The organism is Zoogloea oryzae (assembly GCF_030161255.1).
Taxonomy (GTDB): domain Bacteria; phylum Pseudomonadota; class Gammaproteobacteria; order Burkholderiales; family Rhodocyclaceae; genus Zoogloea; species Zoogloea oryzae.
The window spans coordinates 1-17409 of sequence record NZ_BSPX01000085.1 but is presented as its reverse complement, the minus strand read 5'-3'; the positions used below and the strand labels follow the sequence as shown (position 1 = coordinate 17409).

General features: G+C 65.3%; 14 protein-coding genes, 1 tRNA gene and 1 pseudogene. 14 read left to right on the top strand and 2 right to left on the bottom strand.

Features of this window, described 5'->3' with window-relative positions:
• Both QQK25_RS19780 and mshL read right to left on the bottom strand, forming a co-directional pair.
• A pseudogene (locus tag QQK25_RS19780) lies at window positions 1–239 on the bottom strand (hypothetical protein); the annotation flags it as partial.
• Window positions 236–2059, bottom strand: coding sequence for a pilus (MSHA type) biogenesis protein MshL (gene mshL / locus QQK25_RS19775; RefSeq protein WP_284189501.1), 1824 nt, complete (start codon window positions 2057–2059; stop codon window positions 236–238). The gene mshL and the pseudogene QQK25_RS19780, both read right to left, overlap by 4 nt.
• 390 nt (window positions 2060–2449) lie before the next feature.
• On the opposite strand from mshL, the gene acs reads away from it, so the two are divergent.
• The 14 genes from acs (at window position 2450) to dnaB (ending at window position 17308) form a co-directional block, all read left to right on the top strand.
• Entirely contained in the window at window positions 2450–4408 is a 1959-nt protein-coding gene (gene acs, locus QQK25_RS19770; RefSeq protein WP_284189500.1) for an acetate--CoA ligase, read from the top strand.
• Window positions 4409–4698: 290 nt separating this feature from the next.
• A complete protein-coding gene (locus QQK25_RS19765) occupies window positions 4699–4890 on the top strand; it encodes a hypothetical protein (RefSeq protein WP_306664099.1) in 192 nt (63 codons plus the stop codon).
• A gap of 10 nt (window positions 4891–4900) precedes the next feature.
• A complete protein-coding gene (locus tag QQK25_RS19760; RefSeq protein WP_284189499.1) occupies window positions 4901–7657 on the top strand; it encodes a sensor histidine kinase in 2757 nt (918 codons plus the stop codon).
• 75 nt (window positions 7658–7732) lie between these two features.
• Window positions 7733–8107, top strand: a complete 375-nt coding sequence (locus QQK25_RS19755; protein ID WP_284189498.1) for a response regulator transcription factor — start codon at window positions 7733–7735, stop codon at window positions 8105–8107.
• Entirely contained in the window at window positions 8104–10272 is a 2169-nt protein-coding gene (locus QQK25_RS19750) for a 3'-5' exonuclease (protein WP_153162024.1), read from the top strand. Before QQK25_RS19755 ends, QQK25_RS19750 begins: the two co-directional genes overlap by 4 nt.
• A gap of 13 nt (window positions 10273–10285) precedes the next feature.
• Window positions 10286–11695: a DUF294 nucleotidyltransferase-like domain-containing protein gene (locus tag QQK25_RS19745; RefSeq protein ID WP_284189497.1), complete on the top strand. Its 1410-nt coding sequence runs from the start codon at window positions 10286–10288 to the stop codon at window positions 11693–11695.
• A gap of 63 nt (window positions 11696–11758) precedes the next feature.
• On the top strand, window positions 11759–12046 hold the full coding sequence (locus tag QQK25_RS19740; protein ID WP_284189496.1) for a DUF4212 domain-containing protein: 288 nt from the start codon (window positions 11759–11761) through the stop codon (window positions 12044–12046).
• A 12-nt stretch (window positions 12047–12058) separates the two neighbouring features.
• The gene (locus QQK25_RS19735) at window positions 12059–14110 is read left to right on the top strand and encodes a sodium:solute symporter family protein (protein WP_284189495.1); all 2052 of its coding nucleotides are present in this window, start codon (window positions 12059–12061) and stop codon (window positions 14108–14110) included.
• Between the two features lie 29 nt (window positions 14111–14139).
• A tRNA-Ser gene (locus tag QQK25_RS19730) sits at window positions 14140–14230 on the top strand.
• A gap of 137 nt (window positions 14231–14367) precedes the next feature.
• Entirely contained in the window at window positions 14368–14751 is a 384-nt protein-coding gene (gene rpsF / locus QQK25_RS19725) for a 30S ribosomal protein S6 (protein ID WP_153162028.1), read from the top strand.
• A 1-nt stretch (window position 14752) separates the two neighbouring features.
• Window positions 14753–15097, top strand: coding sequence for a primosomal replication protein N (priB, locus tag QQK25_RS19720; protein ID WP_284189494.1), 345 nt, complete (start codon window positions 14753–14755; stop codon window positions 15095–15097).
• Window positions 15069–15338 (top strand): 30S ribosomal protein S18, encoded by a 270-nt coding sequence (gene rpsR, locus QQK25_RS19715; protein WP_153162030.1) that lies wholly within the window; start codon window positions 15069–15071, stop codon window positions 15336–15338. Before priB ends, rpsR begins: the two co-directional genes overlap by 29 nt.
• 15 nt (window positions 15339–15353) lie before the next feature.
• Window positions 15354–15803, top strand: coding sequence for a 50S ribosomal protein L9 (gene rplI, locus QQK25_RS19710; protein ID WP_284189493.1), 450 nt, complete (start codon window positions 15354–15356; stop codon window positions 15801–15803).
• 137 nt (window positions 15804–15940) lie between these two features.
• The gene (gene dnaB / locus QQK25_RS19705) at window positions 15941–17308 is read left to right on the top strand and encodes a replicative DNA helicase (protein ID WP_438696545.1); all 1368 of its coding nucleotides are present in this window, start codon (window positions 15941–15943) and stop codon (window positions 17306–17308) included.
• Window positions 17309–17409: the final 101 nt, after the last annotated feature.

Sequence of the window (17409 nt, the reverse complement as noted above, 5' to 3'; positions counted from 1 at the left end):
AGGGCGCCAAGGCAGGCGAACAGGGTCGCAACCCGCCAGTCGGGGAGCGGTGGCCGTGCCGGCGTGCCCGCCGGGGGCGTTGGAGGCGGAGCGATGGCCGGTGAGGCGGGCTCGCCGGGGCTGGCGGGCAGGGGCAGGGGTTCGAGTTCGAGGGCGCCGCCCATCGGCCGCGCGGGGGCGGGATCGGTCGGACGACGGTTTTCGTCGGCCTTGCGCAGGGCGTCGAGCAGCAGGCTCATGGCGTGACGCCCGGGGCTGACGGTGCATCGGGCTGCGGAGGGGGGAAGTTCCGGCTGCCCGGACGGGGCGTGTCGGTGAAGAAGCCGGGGCCGGGCAGCTGGCTGCGCAGGTGCGGCGTGGCGGCGACGAGGTTGGGTTCGCGCACCACCACCGGGCGCAGGAAGATCACCAGCTCGGTCTTCTGGATGGCGTTGTCGCGGTTGGTGAAGAGTTCGCCGAAGAGCGGGATCGCCCCGGCGAGCGGCACCCGGCCGGTCTTGTAGTCGATGCGGTCTTCCATCAGCCCGCCGAGGATGGCGGTTTCGCCGTCGCCCAGGCGCAGTACGGATTCGATCTCGCGGGTGCGGATCTGGGGAACGAGGTTGGCGATGTTGGCGGGGATGTTGGGGTTCGGGTCGCGGCGGAAGTCGGCGATGCTGGAGATCGTGGGGCGGACGTTGAGGATGACCTCGTCGGCGTCGCTGACCTGGGGTGTGACGGTCATCACGAGGCCGACGGACACCGCCTGGGGCGTCGTGGTGACGGTGGTGAGCGCGCCTGCGTTGGTGGTCTGGGTGGTGTCGGCCCGGACGGCGAAGTAGACGAATTCCTCGACCACCTTGATGACCGCTGTCTGGTTGTTGAGCACCGACAGCTTGGGGCTGGACAGCACCTTGACGGTGCCGAAGCCTTCGAGGAGGCGGATCGTCGAGTCGATGCCGTTGGCGCTCTGGTAGCTGGCGCTGAAGGGCAGGATGGCGTTGCCGGTGCTGGTGCCCAAGGTGGGGCCGGTGAGGCCGAAGCGGGTGCCGCTGGCGAGGATGCGACTCCATTCGATGCCCTGGCGGTAGGTGTCGGACAGGCCGACTTCGAGGATGGTGGCCTCGATGAGCACCTGGCGACGGGCTGCGGACATCACCTGATCGATGAATTCGCGCACCTTTTCGTGCTGGCGGCCGGTGGCGCGCACGGTGACGACGCCGGTCTCGCGGTTGGCGATGATCGAGGCGGCCTCGCGGAAGGTGGATTTGTGCACCACCGTGGTGGTGGCGTTCTGCATGGCGGCCGGATTGGGGCTGGCGGCGAAGCCGGCGGGCTGGCCCTGGACAGGGCGGGCGTTGCGGTTGCGCCCGGCAGATCCGGCGGGCGCGGCGCCGGTGCCGATGCCGGTGCCGGTGCCGGTGGTCGTGGTGGTCTCGACGTTCTCGACGACGGTTTCGCTGGAGCCCTCGGGGAGGAGCTTGTCGGTCTCGCGCAGCAGATCGCGGAGGTTCTTTTCGATGGACTCCCAGAACTGGTTGCGGGAGGCGTTCTCGATGCGGGTGGCGGAGACGTTGCCGCCGGTGATCGGCGTGCCGGCGGGCAGGCCGGTGCCGGCTGCGTGCAGGTTGCCGGTGCCGCTGGTGGCGATCTGGGTGTTGGTGGAAACAGTGCCAGACACGCTGCGGCTCAGGTTGACGTAGTCGATGCGGTAGGTGCGCAGGAAGGGGCTGTCGGGCATCACCGCCAGATTGGAGCCATCCAACTCGTAGCGCATGTCCACTTGCCGGGAGATGCGCGCGAGAATCTGGGGCAGGGTCTGGTTGATGGCGTTGAGGGTGACCGTGCCGCTGAGGCCGGGGTGAATGTCGATGTTGATGCGGGCGTCGCGGGCCAGGGCGAAGAGCAGATCCTGGATGCGCAGGTTGGTGACGACAACCGAGTAGGTTTCCGCCGCCGGAGCGGGCGTGGGGCGGGGCAGGGGGATGAGGTCGGCGACGATGGGGGGTATGCCTTTCGCACGCTCCGCCGGAATCCCCTGCGCGCCGATGTGGCCCGGCGACGGCGGGTTGGATGGCATGGATGCGCATCCCGCTGTGGCCAGCGCCAGTGCGCCTGAAAGCCAGGTGAAGAAATTCATCGTCTTACGTGTATGTCTTTTTTTACAGCTCCTGATTTTATGCCAAAATTGTTTTCCTGTGGGAGGCTTGTGCCTGCAAGTGTCCTGTTACGGCGTCGTGGATCGGGGGTGGGTGAGTGTCCCGGCAGTTTTTTGCAGGAAAAAGCCTTACACGGGTGTAAGTCATGTGTAAGATTGAACGACTCTAATCTCGGCCGGATCAAGGACCGAAACACCGTACAAAAAAAGACAACAACGGTGGTACCCAGTCGTACGGCCTTCGTCCCCCGCCAGCAAGGTTTCAGAGCATCCAACGTTGCACACTCATATAAACACGAGGAGAGGTGAAAAATGACGAACGAAACCCCCCAGAAGCTCTACTATCCGTCTGAAGAGGTGGTGAAGAACGCTGCCGTGTCGGGCATGGAAGCGTACCGGGCTCTTTGCGCGGAAGCTGCGCAGGATTACGAAGGCTTCTGGGGCAAGCGCGCCAAGGAACTGATCGACTGGCAAACCCCGTTTACCCAGGTGCTCGACGAGAGCAACGCCCCGTTCTTCAAGTGGTTTGCCGATGGCAAGCTGAACGTCTCCTACAACTGCCTTGACCGTCAGGTCAACAACGGTCTGGGCGACAAGGTCGCGCTGATCTTCGAAGGCGACAAGGGCGACGTCTCCAAGGTTACCTACAAGGATCTGCTCGGCCGCGTCAGCAAGTTTGCCAACGCGCTCAAGAGCCTCGGCGTCAAGAAGGGCGACCGCGTCGTCATCTACCTGCCGATGTCCATCGAAGGTGTCGTGGCCATGCAGGCCTGCGCCCGTATCGGCGCCACCCACTCCATCGTGTTCGGCGGCTTCTCCGCCCAGTCCCTGGCCGACCGGATCAACGACGCCGGCGCCGTGGCCCTGATCACCTCCGACGGTCAGAACCGTGGTGGCAAGGCCCTGCCGCTCAAGTCCATTGCCGACGAAGCGCTGGCCAGCGGCTGCCCGTCCATCAAGAACGTCCTGGTCGTCAAGCGCACCGGTGGCGAAACCGCCATGGTCGCCGGCCGCGACATCTGGGCTGACGACCTGCTCGCCACCCAGTCCGACGTCTGCGAACCGGAATGGGTTGAAGCCGAGCATCCGCTGTTCCTGCTCTACACCTCCGGCTCCACCGGCAAGCCGAAGGGCGTCCAGCACTCCACCGGCGGCTACCTGCTGCACGCGATCCTCACCATGAAGTACACGTTCGACATCAAGCCGGACGACGTCTTCTGGTGCACGGCCGACATCGGCTGGGTCACGGGCCACACCTACATCACCTACGGCCCGCTCGCCTGCGGCGCCACCGAGATCGTCTTCGAAGGCGTGCCGACCTACCCGGACGCCGGCCGTTTCTGGAAGATGATCCAGGATCACAAGGTCAACATCTTCTACACCGCGCCGACCGCCATCCGCTCCCTGATCAAGGCTGCGGACAACACCCCGGCCGTGCATCCGAAGAACTACGACCTGTCCTCCCTGCGCATCCTGGGTTCCGTCGGCGAGCCGATCAACCCCGCCGCCTGGGAGTGGTACTACGAGAACGTCGGCGGCAGCCGCTGCCCGATCGTCGATACCTTCTGGCAGACCGAAACCGGTGGTCACATGATCACCCCGCTGCCCGGCGCCACGCCGCTGGTCCCCGGCTCCTGCACCCTGCCCTTCCCGGGCATCCAGGCTGCGGTGGTCGACGAGACCGGTACCGAAGTGCCGTGGGGCCAGGGCGGCATCCTGGTCGTCCAGCGTCCGTGGCCGTCGATGATCCGCACCATCTGGGGCGATCCCGACCGTTTCGTGAAGTCCTACTATCCGGCTGACTTCCAGGGCAAGCTGTACCTGGCTGGCGACGGCGCGATCCGCGACAAGGACACCGGCTACTTCACCATCACCGGCCGTATCGATGACGTGCTGAACGTCTCCGGTCACCGCATGGGCACGATGGAAATCGAATCCGCCCTGGTGGCTCACGAGAAGGTTGCCGAGGCTGCCGTGGTTGGCCGTCCGGACGATCTGACCGGCGAAGCGATCGTGGCCTTCGTGGTGCTGAAGGGCGCCCGCCCGACCGGCGACGAAGCCGTCAAGGTCATCAAGGAACTGCAGAACTGGGTTGGCCAGGAAATCGGCCCCATCGCCAAGCCGAAGGACATCCGCTTCGGTGAGAACCTGCCGAAGACCCGCTCCGGCAAGATCATGCGCCGTCTGCTCCGTCAGCTGGCCAAGGGCGAGGAAATCACCCAGGACACCTCGACGCTGGAAAACCCGGCGATCCTGGAACAGCTCAAGTAATCAACCGCATCACCCGCCCCGGCCCTGTGGCCGGGGGCGGCCAGCGCCCCGGTGCTTCCCCCGAAGCGCCGTAAAAACAACAGCGTGTGCCGCACGAAAGAATAAACAAGGGAGGAGCCCGGTGCTGTCAGGCCGGGAGTGTGAGGGGGAGAAACAGGCGCGGACTCCGCGCCTTTTTCTCGTCCGTCGTCCGCGTGACGGCGGCGGGCGCCAAGGCGCGTCGCAACCCTCGCCAAGTCTGTCTGTACGGGTTATAAGCGCAGGGTGACATTGCGCGACGGGAGGACGACATGATCAAGGCGACACTGACCGGCCAGCGTCTCGTGGCCCTGTTCCTGCTCGGCGGGCTGCTGGTGAACTATCCGATCCTGTCGGCATTCGACTCGGCCCGGATGTGGTTCGGCATTCCCGTGCTGTATCTCTACGTTTTCGGCGTGTGGGCGGCCCTCATCGTGATGATGGCCCTGGTCATCGAGCGCTAGGAGCGCAGGCGTGATGACCGGAACCACCATCGTCGCCGTCTCCTTCCTGTACCTGCTGCTGCTGTTCGGCGTCGCCTACCTGGGCGACAAGCGGGCGGATGCAGGGCGTTCCCTCATCGCCAACCCGACGATCTACGCCCTGTCGCTGGCGGTTTACTGCACGACCTGGACCTACTACGGCAGCGTGGGGCGTGCCGCGTCGTCGGGGCTGGGCTTCGTGCCGATCTTCCTCGGGCCGACACTGGCGGTGGCCCTGTGGTGGTTCGTGATGCTGAAGATGGTCCGCATCGCCAAGACCCACCGCATTACCTCGATCGCCGACTTCATCGCCTCGCGCTACGGCAAGAGCCACCTGCTGGGCGGGCTGGTCACCGTCATCGCGGTGCTCGGCGTGCTGCCCTACATCGCGCTGCAGCTCAAGGCGGTCTCGAACAGTTTCACGATCCTCTCGAACTACCCGGCCATCGTGATGCCGGCCAAGGTGGGCGCGGGCTCGTGGCTGACCGACACGGCGCTGTACGTGGCGCTGATCATGGCGGCCTTCACCATTCTGTTCGGCACCCGCCACCTGGACGCCACCGAGCGCCACGAGGGGATGGTGGCGGCCGTGGCGTTCGAGTCGCTGGTCAAGCTGCTGATCGTGCTGGCTGTCGGCATCTACGTGACCTTCGGGCTGTACGACGGATTTGCCGACATCTTCTCCCAGGCCGCCGAGCGGGACGACCTGCGCCGGCTGATGGAAATGGGCGCCGGCGGCAATGGCTACGGCAGCTGGTTCTCGATGACGCTGCTGTCGATGCTGGCGGTGATGTTCCTGCCCCGCCAGTTTCAGGTGGCAGTGGTCGAGAACGTCAATGAAAACCACCTGCGCCGGGCGATCTGGCAGTTTCCGCTGTATCTCCTGCTGATCAACATCTTCGTGCTGCCCATCGCCCTGGGCGGGCTGATGACCTTTGCCGGCCAGGATGTGGATGCCGACACCTTCGTGCTCACCCTGCCGATGGCGCAGGGCCAGGGCTGGCTGGCGCTGCTGGTGTTCATCGGCGGGCTGTCGGCGGCAACCGGGATGGTCATCGTCGAGACGATCGCCCTGTCGACGATGGTCTGCAACGATCTGGTGATGCCCGTCCTGTTGCGCTTCCGGGGCCGCTCGCTGCTCGGTCGGGAGGATCTCTCAGGCGTGCTGCTGGGCATCCGCCGCGGGGCGATCATCCTGATCCTGCTGCTGGGCTACCTGTACTTCCGCGTTGCCGGCGAGGCCCACGCGCTGGTGAGCATCGGTCTCATCAGCTTTGCCGCGGTGGCCCAGTTTGCCCCGGCGATGATCGGCGGGATGTACTGGCGCGGCGGCACCCGGCCCGGTGCGCTGGCCGGGCTGGCCGGGGGCTTCGGGGTGTGGCTGTACACGCTGCTGCTGCCGTCCTTCGCCAAGTCGGGCTGGCTGCCGGCTGAGTTCCTGCAGGGCGGACTGTTCGGGCTCGAGGCGCTGCGGCCCCAGGAGCTGTTCGGCATCGTCGGGCTCGATCCGATCGCCCACAGCCTGTTCTGGAGCCTGTCGGTGAACATCGGTGCCTACCTGTGCGTGTCGCTGTGGCGGCGGCCGAATGCCGTCGAGGCCGGCCAGGCGATGCTCTTCGTGGATGTCTTCCGGCAGAGCCGGCCCGCCGGGGGCGATTTCTGGCGTGGCAGTGCCCGGGTGGGCGATCTGCTGCCGCTGATCGGCCGCTTCATCGGCCGCGACCGGGCCCTTCATGCCTTTGCGGATTACGCGCGGATGCGCGGCGTGGCGGGGGTCGAAGCCCTGCAGGCGGATGCCGGGCTGGTGCATTTTGCCGAGACCACGCTGGCCGGCGCCATCGGCGCGGCATCGGCGCGGGTGATGGTGGCCTCGGTGGTGAAGGAGGAGCCGCTGGGGCTCGACGAGGTGATGAACATCCTCGACGAAGCGTCCCAGGTGCGGGCGTACTCGAAGCAGCTCGAGCAGAAATCCACCGAGCTCGAGGCCGCAACCCGCGAGCTGCGCAGCGCCAACGACCGCCTGAAAGAGCTCGACCGGCTGAAGGACGACTTCATGTCGTCGGTCACCCACGAGCTGCGCACGCCGCTCACCTCGATCCGCGCCTTCTCCGAGATGCTGCTTGAGGATCCCAAGATCGACCTCGAAGAGCGGAAACGCTTTCTGGGTATCATCGTCAGCGAGACCGAGCGGCTGACGCGGCTCGTCAATCAGGTGCTCGACATGGCCAAGATCGACTCGGGCCATGCGGAGTGGCAGACCGGGGAGGTGGACCTGATTCAGGTGGTCGAGCAGGCTGCGGCGTCCACCAGCCAGCTCTTCAAGGACAAGGGCGTGGCGCTGGAGCTGGCCCTGCCGGCCCAGGTGCCGACGCTGCTGGCCGACCGGGACCGGCTGGTGCAGGTGGTGCTCAACCTGCTCTCCAACGCGGTGAAGTTCGTCGCGCGGGACACCGGCGCGGTGTGGGTGACGCTCAGCCAGGTTGCCGACGGCCTGCGTGTGGACGTGCGGGACAACGGGCCTGGCCTCACCGCCGAGGAGCAGCTGGTTGTTTTCGAGAAGTTTCGGCAGGGCGGCAACACCATGACCGACAAGCCTCAGGGGACGGGCCTCGGCCTGCCGATCAGTCGCCAGATCGTCGAACACTATGGCGGCCGGCTGTGGGTCGAGAGCCGGGCGGGGGAGGGCGCGACATTCTCGTTTCTGATGCCTTGCGGGAAATCAACAGAAGCGAACGCTCAAGCAGGATAAACTACAATTTCATGCGCCGCGGATGGGGGCGGGACGTGCGTCCCTGTTTCAGACGGCGGAGGGGAGGAAGACAAAATGACCAAAAAAATACTGATCGCCGACGATGAGCAAAACATCGTCATTTCCCTGGAGTTCCTGATGAAGCGCGAGGGCTTTGCCGTGTGCATCGCCAACGACGGTCAGGAAGCCCTCGACAAGGTGCGCAGCGAGTCGCCCGATCTGGTGCTGCTCGACGTGATGATGCCGCGCAAGAACGGCTACGAGGTGTGCCAGGAGATCCGTGCCGACGCCGGGCTGCAAGGCACCCGCATCCTGATGCTCACGGCCAAGGGGCGCGAGACCGAAGTCACCAAGGGCCTGGCGATGGGCGCCGACGGCTACATGACCAAGCCCTTCTCGACCCGCGAACTGGTCGCCAAGGTCAAATCCCTGCTGGATATCCCGGCATGAGCCCGAAAGCCCGGCAGGCGCTGGCGATAGCCGCGGCCTGCGCCCTCGTCGCCGGCGTGCTGGCGGCGGCGGGCTTTGCCGTGTGGCGCGATCTGACGCCCGAAGAAAAGGCGGTGATCGAGCCCGTTCTCAACCCGCGGCTGGGGCTGCTCATCATGATCTCGATGGTGGGCGCAGGGGCGGCGGCGGTGCTGATGAAGTCCTTCGCTCAGTCGGCCATTGCCGAGCCGGCATTGCTGGCGGACGAAGTCGGGCTGATCGTCGGCACCGATCCATCCCGTCGGGTCAAGCCGGCAGGCTCGCCCGAATTGCAGCGCATTGCCGAGGCGGTGAACAACCTCGCCGATCAGCGGCGCAGCCTGCAGGAAGACGTGGAGGCGCGCATCCGCGAGGCCCGGCTGTCCGTCGAGGAAGAGCGCAACCGCCTCGCCGCGCTGATGTCCGAGCTCAACCAGAGCGTGGTCGTGTGCAATCTGGATGGCCGCATCCTGCTCTACAACAACCGGGCGCGGCTGCAGTTCAAGGCGCTGTCGGATGCGCCAACCGCCGCTGGCGGTGGCGAGATCATCGGCCTCGGGCGCTCGATCTATCTCGTCTTCGAGCGCAGCCTGATCGTCCATGCCCTCGAGAGCATCCAGGAGCGCATCCGCCGCCAGAGCGCCCAGCCGATGGCCAACTTCGTCACCACCACCCGCGCCGGGCAGCTGCTGCGGGTGCAGATGGCGCCGGTGCTGGCCACGGGCGGCGAGCCCGACGCCGAGCCGAGCGTCACGGGCTTCGTGCTGATGCTCGACAACATCACGCGTAATTTCGAGGCCGAGACCAAGCGTGACCAGATGCTGCACACCCTCACCGAGGGCAGCCGTTCGTCCCTGGCCAACCTGCGGGCCGCAGCCGAGATGCTGGAGTACCCCGATCTCGACGCCGATCTGAAGGAGCGCTTCCTGAAGGTGGTCCGCGACGAGGTGGAGGGCATGAGCCGCCGCCTCGACGAGACCGCCAACGCCTTTGCCGACTCCCTCAAGACCCGCTGGCCACTGGACGAGATGCTCGGCGCCGATCTGGTGGCCGCCGCCCAGCGCCGGGTCGAAAAGAAGCTCGGCCTGCCCACCAAGCTGGAAGGCATCGATCCGGACGTGTGGGTGAAGGTGGATAGTTTCTCGCTGCTGCAGGCCATCAGCTATCTCGTCAGCCGGCTGTCCGATGAGTTCGAGGTGCGCGAAGTGCGCTTCCGGCTCACCTCCGCCGGGCGGCTGGCGCATCTGGACCTCATCTGGTCCGGGCAGGCGATGAGCACCGAGACCGTGATGGCCTGGGAGCTCGAGCCCATGACCTTCGCCGGCGAGAGCTCGCCCCTCACGGTGCGCGACGTGGTCGCCCGGCACGACGGTGAGATCTGGCTGCAGCGCGAAAAGACCCAGCACCGCGCCTTCTTCCGCCTGCTGCTGCCCTCGGCCGCGCCCCAGAACGAAGTCGAAGCCACCACCTACCTCAAGGGCGACAGCCGACCCGAGTACTACGATTTCGACCTCTTCAAGCAGACCGAGGCCAGCCACGCCCTGGACGACCGCCCGCTCTCCGAGCTGGCCTTCACGGTGTTTGACACCGAAACCACCGGCCTCAACCCGTCGGAGGGCGACGAGATCATCCAGATCGGTGCAACCCGCATCGTGAACGGCAAGCTGCTCAAGTCCGAATCCTTCGATCAGCTGGTGGACCCGCTCCGAGAGCTGCCGGAAGCCTCCACCAAGATCCACGGCATCACGCCGGAGATGCTGGTCGGTCAGCCGTCCATGGCCAAGGTGCTGCCAGCCTTCCACGCCTTTGCGGAAGACACCGTGCTGGTGGCCCACAACGCGGCCTTCGACATGCGCTTCCTGCAGCTCAAGGAAGAGAGCACCGGCATCCGTTTCACTCAGCCCGTGCTCGACACCCTGCTGCTGTCGGCGGTGCTGCATCCCTCGCAGGAGTCCCACCGTCTCGAGGCGATCAGCGAGCGCATGGGCGTGAGCGTGATGGGGCGCCACACGGCGATCGGCGATGCGATCGTCACCGGCGAGGTCTTCCTGCGGATGATTCCGCTGCTGGCCGAGATGGGCATCCGGACCCTTGGGGATGCACGCAAGGCCTCCGAGAAGACCTACTACGCCCGCGTGAAGTACTGAGCGGCCGCCGCTCATGTCCTCAGCCCAACGCAGTGGAGGCCTGACGGCGCTGCTGCGTCGCCCGCCGGTGCATGCGCTCCCCGAGGCGAGCATCCGGGAAGCGCTGCAACGGATGGATGCGGCGCGGGTCGGCACGGTGGTCATCGTCGATCCGGCCCGGCGCCCGCTCGGGATGCTGACTCTCCGCGACGTCATCGACCGAGTCGTGCTGCCCGGTGGCGATCTCGGCGCACCGGTGGCTGGCGTCATGACCGGCGGTGTGGTGGCCCTGCCCGGCGATGCCAGCGCCCATCTGGCCCGGCTGATGCTGGCCCGGCACGGCCTGCGCCATCTGGTGGTCACCGACGGGGCGGGCCAGCTCGTCGGCGTGCTCTCCCGGAGCGATCTCTACGCCAGCCGGTTTGCCGGCTCTGATGATCTTGTCGAGGCGATCCAGTCTGCGCGCGGCGTGGTCAGCCTCGCCAAGGCCGCGGCCCGGGTGCGGGAGGCCGCCACGGCAATGGTCGAGCTTGGTGAGGGCAGCGGTGCGCTGGGCGAGTGGATCGCCATGCTCAACGATCTCGTGGTGCAGGCAGTCATCGACCTGGCCGAAGCCGAGATTGAAGTGCCGCTGGTGCCCTGGTGCTGGCTCGCCTTCGGCTCGGAAGGGCGGCTGGAGCAGACGCTTGCCACCGATCAGGACAACGGGCTGATCTTCGCCTGCAGCGCAGATGATGATCCGGAGGCGCTGCGGGCAGGCTTCCTGCCCTTCGCCCGGCGGGTCAATGAGATCCTCGACGCCTGCGGCTTTCCACTCTGCAAGGGCGAGGTGATGGCTGGCAATCCACGCTGGTGCCTGTCGCTGGGCGAGTGGCGGGCGTGCTTTGCCGGCTGGATGCACAGCGGCACGGCCGACGATCTCCTCAACGCCACGATCTTCTTCGATTTCCGTCCCCTCGCGGGCGACTGGCAGCTGGCGGCGGCGCTGCAGCGCTGGCTGCTCGGCATCGCCGGCGATACCCCGCTGTTCCTGCGCTTCATGGCGGCAAACGCCCTGCGCAGCGGGCCGCCGCTCGGGGTGCTCCGGGATTTTTCGGTGGATCGGGAAACCGGGCTCATCGACCTGAAGCGTGATGGCAGCCGGGTGTTCGTCGATGCGGCGCGGATCTACGCGCTGGCCTTGGGGGTTGCCGAAACCGCCACTGTCGGCCGCCTGCAGGCGGCCGGTGAGGCGCTGAGCTGGCCGCGGCGGGAGGTGAGGGCGCTGGTCGATGCCTTTGGCTTCATCCAGCAGCTTCGCCTTGCCAGCCCGCGGGAGCCTGGCGGTGGAGCCAACCAGATCGCCCCGGCGTCCCTGAACGAGCTCGAGCGGACGTTCCTGAAGGAGTCTTTTCGTCAGGCGCGGCGCCTGCAGCAGAAGCTCCAGGTCCGGTATCAGTTGTAGTGCCGCGGACGGGGGCTATACTCGCCCCGTGGCCGTACGGCCAGGAGCGGGAGAAAGAGGCTTGTGAGCCGGGACAACAACGACAACAGTGCGGAAACGCGCACCGCCGCAGCGCGATACTGGAAGACGACCCTGCGGCTGACCGCGGGGCTGCTGCTCGTCTGGGCCGCGGTGAGTTTCCTGCCCGGATGGTTTGCGGACGAACTCAATTCGGTGGTCTTCTTCGGCTGGCCTTTCGGCTTTTACATGGCGGCGCAAGGCGCGCTGATCGTGTTCCTGCTGATCGTCTGGCTCTACGATTTCTGCATGACGCGCCTCGAGCGGCGCCACGGCCTCGACCCCGATGACTGAGGCCGCGCAACGATGAGCTCCCCAGCCAGCCTGTCCCGGCGCGTCTGGCGCTATTACCTTTTCTACGCAGCGGGCTTCTTCAGCCTGGTGGCGATGCTCGCCGTGGCCGAGCAGTTCGGCCTGGCACCCCGCTGGATCGGCCAGATCTTCCTGTTTGCGACGATCGCCATCTACGCCGCCATCGGCGTGATGAGCCGGACTTCCGACGTCTCCGAATACTACGTGGCGGGGCGGCGGGTGCCGGCGCTGTTCAACGGCATGGCCACCGCCGCCGACTGGATGAGCGCCGCGTCCTTCATCGGGCTGGCGGGCACGCTGTACTACGCCGGCTTCGAGGGGCTCGCCTTCGTCACCGGCTGGACGGGCGGCTATGTTCTGGTGGCGCTGCTGCTGGCGCCCTTCCTGCGCAAGTTCGGACAGTTCACGATTCCGGATTTCCTTGGTGCGCGATACGAGGGGCACTTTGCCCGGGTGGTCGGCGTGTTTGCCGGCGTGCTGGCGAGCTTCGTTTACGTGGTGGCGCAGATCTACGGCGTGGGGCTCATCACCAGCCGTTTCATCGGCATCGAGTTCGAGATCGGCGTGTTCGTGGGCCTCGCGGGCATCCTGGTGTGTTCGTTTCTGGGTGGAATGCGGGCGGTGACCTGGACGCAGGTCGCTCAGTACCTGATCCTCATCGTCGCCTATCTGGTACCGGTGGGCATCCTGTCGTACAAGGTGACCGGCGTTCCGCTGCCCCAGCTGACCTACGGCAAGGTCCTGCAGGATCTGGGTGTGAAGGAGCTGGAGCTGTTCTCCGAGCCGCGGGAGAACGCTGTCCGCGTGCAGTACCGGCATCGCGCCGAGGAGTACGCCCGCAAGATCGCCGACCTGCCCGACTCCCTTGCCGCGGAGCGGATGGCTCAGGTTCAGCGGGTTAACGAGCTGCGCACCCAGGGCGCGGCAGCCCGGGATATCTCTGTCGCTGAACGGCAACTGCGTGATCTGCCCCGTACCGCCGATGAAGCCCGCGTGAAGTGGGAGCGGGCCCGTCAGGACAGCCTCTCCCGCACCGTGCCACCGCCGCCCCACGCCGAAGCCCACCCGGGGGCCGATCAGGCTGCCCGGGATAGCGCCCGGCGCAACTTTCTGGCGCTCACCTTCGTGTTGATGGTCGGCACCGCTGCACTGCCCCACATCCTGATGCGCTACTACACGACGCCGACGGTGCGCGAGGCGCGACGCTCGGTATTCTGGTCGCTGTTCTTCATCTTCCTGCTGTATGTCACGGCGCCGGCCTATGCGGTGTTCGCCAAGTGGGAGGTCTATAGCAGTCTGGTCGGCTCCAACATTGCCACCTTGCCCCACTGGGTGGCCTCGTGGGGCAAGGTCGGCCTCGTCAAGATCGAGGACATCAACGGCGACGGCATCCTCCAGTTGGCCGAACTCACCATCAACAGCGACGCGATCCTGCTGCTGGTGCCGGAACTGGCCGGATTGCCCTACGTTGTTTCCGGGCTGGTGGCCGCGGGTGGCCTGGCTGCGGCGCTGTCAACGGCCGATGGTCTGCTGCTGACGATCTCCCACGCCCTGTCCCATGATCTCTACTACAAGATCATCAACCCGGAAGCCTCCACCCAGCGCCGGCTGGTGATCACCAAGTCCCAGCTGCTCGTGGTGGCGGTGGTGGCCGCCTGGGTGGCGTCGCTGCGTCCGGACAGCATCCTGTTCATGGTCGGGCTGGCCTTCTCGATCGCTGCGTCGGCCTTCTTTCCCGCGCTGGTACTGGGCATCTTCTGGAAGCGCGCCAACAAGTGGGGCGCGGTGACCGGCATGATCGCCGGGCTCGGGGTGACGCTCTACTACATCGTGCGCACCCATCCCTTCTTCGGCGGCAGCATGGCCGACGCCTGGCTGGACATCCATCCGATCTCCTGCGGCGTCTTCGGCGTGCCCGCAGGCTTCGTGGTGATTGCCGTCGTCAGCCTCCTCACGCCCCCGCCGAGTGCCGAGGTTCAGGCCCTCGTGGACGACGTCCGTCTGCCCGATCCAGCGAAAAAACGAAAACAGGCTTTGACATCCTGAATTCTTCATGTATAGTGCCGCCTCCACTTGGAGAGGTGGATGAGTGGTTTAAGTCGCACGCCTGGAAAGCGTGTTCAGGGTAATACCCTGACGCGGGTTCGAATCCCGCCCTCTCCGCCAAGAATTCCCCCGGATGGTTAGCGTGTGCCTTGCTTGTAAGGCGCGCGCTTTGCCACGTTCGTGGCGGCCGATCCGGCCGTGTTTTACCTTGTCCTACCGTTCGCATGACGGAGGGCTTTAATCCAGAAGGAGATCTCATGCGACATTACGAAGTCGTTTTCATCGTTCATCCCGATCAGAGCGAGCAAGTGCCCGCCATGATCGAGCGCTACCGCAGCCTCGTCACCTCCCAGGGCGGCCAGATCCATCGCCTGGAAGACTGGGGCCGTCGTCAGCTGGCCTACCCGATCCAGAAGATCCACAAGGCTCACTACGTGCTGATGAACATCGAGTGCGATCAGCCGACCATCGCCGAACTGGAGCACGGCTTCAAGTTCAACGATGCCGTCCTGCGTCACCTGTCTATCCGCACCAAGAAGGCTGTCACCACTCCGTCGCCGATGATGAAGGAAGAGAAGTCCCGCTCCCTGACCTCCGCCGACGAGGCCAAGCCGGCCGCCGAGCAGCAGCCCGCCGCCTGAGTTGCAGGAGCAGGGCCGCAACAGTTTTGAGATAGAAGGCGTCCTGGCCGAGATTGGTCAGATGCGTTACTCCCCCGGCGGTGTGCCGGTGCTGGCAGGACGCATCGAGCACCGGTCGCGGCAGACGGAAGCCGGGCTCCCCCGGAATGTGGAGCTCGAGTTGCAGGTGGTGGCCGTGGGTGACAAGGCAAAAATGCTAGCCGTCGCCCGTCTCGGCAGTACCGCCCGGCTCACCGGTTTCCTCGCAGCAAAAAGTCTGCGGAGCAGGATGCCTGTATTGCACATCGATACGATCGAATTTTTGGAAGGAACGAATCATGGCATTCAAGCCAGCAATGAAGCGTAAGGACGACCGTGGCGGTCGCAGCCTCTTCAAGCGTCGCAAGTTCTGCCGTTTCAGCGCAGAGAAGATCGAAGAGATCGACTACAAGGATGTGGACATCCTGAAGGACTTCATCACCGAAAACGCCAAGATCATGCCGGCTCGCATCACCGGTACCAAGTCTGGCTACCAGCGTCAGCTGTCCACCGCGATCAAGCGTGCCCGCTTCCTCGCGCTCCTGCCTTACACCGACCTGCACCAGTAATCCCGGAGAGACAGCATGCAAATCATTCTTTTGGACAAGGTTGTCAACCTGGGTGGTCTGGGCGACGTGGTCAAGGTCAAGGACGGCTATGCCCGTAACTTCCTGATCCCCCAAGGCAAGGCCAAGCGTGCCAACGCCGCCAACCTGGCTGAGTTCGAAGCCCGTCGTGCCGAGCTCGAGCGCATCGCCGCCGAGCAACTGGCCGCCGCTCAGGCTCAGGGCGAGAAGCTCGAAGGTCTGGCCGTCACCGTCAGCCGTAAGGCTGGTGTCGATGGTCGCCTGTTCGGCTCCGTCACCAACGCTGACATCGCCGATGCCCTCAAGGCTCAAGGCTTTGCCGTCGAGAAGTCTGCCGTCCGCATGCCGGAAGGTCCGCTGAAGGTTGTCGGCGAGTCGCAACTCGTCGTCGCCCTGCACACCGACGTGACTGCTACCATCACCGTCACGGTGGTCGGCGAGAACTGATCGGCTGGCGAGTACTCGCTTCGATCGAAAAGGGCTGCCTCGTGCAGCCCTTTTTGTTTTTAGTCCGGATTGTTCCGGGTGTTTCGTTCTACTGATGGACTATGCGCAAATCTCAAAATCATTCCGATGATCCCGTGATGTCGAATCTGCGCCTGCCTCCCCATTCGCTGGAGGCGGAGCAGTCCCTGCTGGGTGGTCTGCTGATCGACAACACCGTGTGGGACCGGGTGGGCGATGTCGTCAATGAGGCGGATTTCTACCGGGACGATCACCGCCGGATCTTTCGCCAGATCGCCCGCCTGATCGAGCTGGGCAAGCCGGCCGACGTGGTCACTGTCTTCGAGGCGCTCGAGAAGAATGGCGAGGCCGAGCACGTCGGTGGCCTGTCGTATCTGGGCGAGATTGCCAACAGCACGCCGTCGGCGGCCAACGTCCGGCGCTACGGCGAGATCATTCGTGAGCGCGCGATTCTGCGGAAGCTGGTGTCGGTGGGTGACGATATTGCCGCCAGTGCGCTGACGCCTTCAGGCAAGGACGCCAAGACGCTGCTCGATGAAGCAGAGGCCAAGGTGTTCGAGATTGCCGAGGCGGGCGCGCGCACGGTCAGCGGCTTCGTGCCGATCCAGCCAATCCTTGGTCAGGTGGTCGATCGTATCCAGGAGCTCTACGACCGCGATTCCCCTGCAGGCATTACCGGTGTCGCCACCGGCCTGGCGGACCTCGACGACAAGACGTCCGGCCTGCAGCCGTCAGACATGATCGTGCTGGCCGCTCGCCCCGGTATGGGCAAGACCTCGCTGGCGCTGAACATCGCCGAGCACGTGGCGATCGAGGGCGGGTTGCCGGTGGCAGTGTTCTCGATGGAAATGCCGGGCACGCAGCTGGCGACCCGTTTCCTGTCGTCCGTGGGGCGCATCGACCAGCACAAGATCCGTTCCGGCAAGCTCAACGACGAAGAGTGGCAGCGGCTCACTTACGCGCTGGGCAAGCTCCATGAGGCGCCGATCTTCATCGATGAGACCCCGGGCCTCAATCCGACCGACTTGCGCGCGCGTTGCCGCCGTCTGCATCGCCAGTGCGGCCGCTTGGGGTTGATCGTGATCGACTACCTCCAGCTGATGACCTCGCTGAAGGAGAGCGACAACCGCTCGGCCGAGTTGTCGGAGATCTCGCGGTCGGTGAAATCGCTGGCAAAGGAGCTGCATGTGCCGATCATTGCGCTCTCGCAGCTCAACCGAAGCCTGGAGCAGCGCCCCAACAAACGCCCGGTCGCATCGGATCTGCGGGAGTCCGGCGCTATCGAGCAGGACGCGGACATCATCATGTTCATCTATCGGGACGAAATCTATAACCCCGACTCGCCCGACAAGGGGATGGCCGAGCTGATCATCTCTAAGCACCGGAACGGCTCGACCGGCACCATCCCCATGACTTTCATCGGGGAGTTCACCCGTTTCGAAAACTTTGCGGGGATGAGGATGGCTGGTGGGGGGGATGACTACTGATGCGCTGTTTTGAATTAATTTCCCCAAACCTCTTGACGCCTTCTGATAGTTCTTTATAATTCGGCCCTCTTCGCAGCGCAGTTGTTCAGCGCGGTGGAGGG

Coding starts and splice junctions, on each gene's coding strand:
- mshL (WP_284189501.1), bottom strand. CDS start 2,059: ATGCCATCCAACCCGCCGTCGCCGGGCCACATCGGCGCGCAGGGGATT.
- acs (WP_284189500.1), top strand. CDS start 2,450: ATGACGAACGAAACCCCCCAGAAGCTCTACTATCCGTCTGAAGAGGTG.
- QQK25_RS19765 (WP_306664099.1), top strand. CDS start 4,699: ATGATCAAGGCGACACTGACCGGCCAGCGTCTCGTGGCCCTGTTCCTG.
- QQK25_RS19755 (WP_284189498.1), top strand. CDS start 7,733: ATGACCAAAAAAATACTGATCGCCGACGATGAGCAAAACATCGTCATT.
- QQK25_RS19750 (WP_153162024.1), top strand. CDS start 8,104: ATGAGCCCGAAAGCCCGGCAGGCGCTGGCGATAGCCGCGGCCTGCGCC.
- QQK25_RS19745 (WP_284189497.1), top strand. CDS start 10,286: ATGTCCTCAGCCCAACGCAGTGGAGGCCTGACGGCGCTGCTGCGTCGC.
- QQK25_RS19735 (WP_284189495.1), top strand. CDS start 12,059: ATGAGCTCCCCAGCCAGCCTGTCCCGGCGCGTCTGGCGCTATTACCTT.
- rpsF (WP_153162028.1), top strand. CDS start 14,368: ATGCGACATTACGAAGTCGTTTTCATCGTTCATCCCGATCAGAGCGAG.
- rpsR (WP_153162030.1), top strand. CDS start 15,069: ATGGCATTCAAGCCAGCAATGAAGCGTAAGGACGACCGTGGCGGTCGC.
- rplI (WP_284189493.1), top strand. CDS start 15,354: ATGCAAATCATTCTTTTGGACAAGGTTGTCAACCTGGGTGGTCTGGGC.
- dnaB (WP_438696545.1), top strand. CDS start 15,941: ATGTCGAATCTGCGCCTGCCTCCCCATTCGCTGGAGGCGGAGCAGTCC.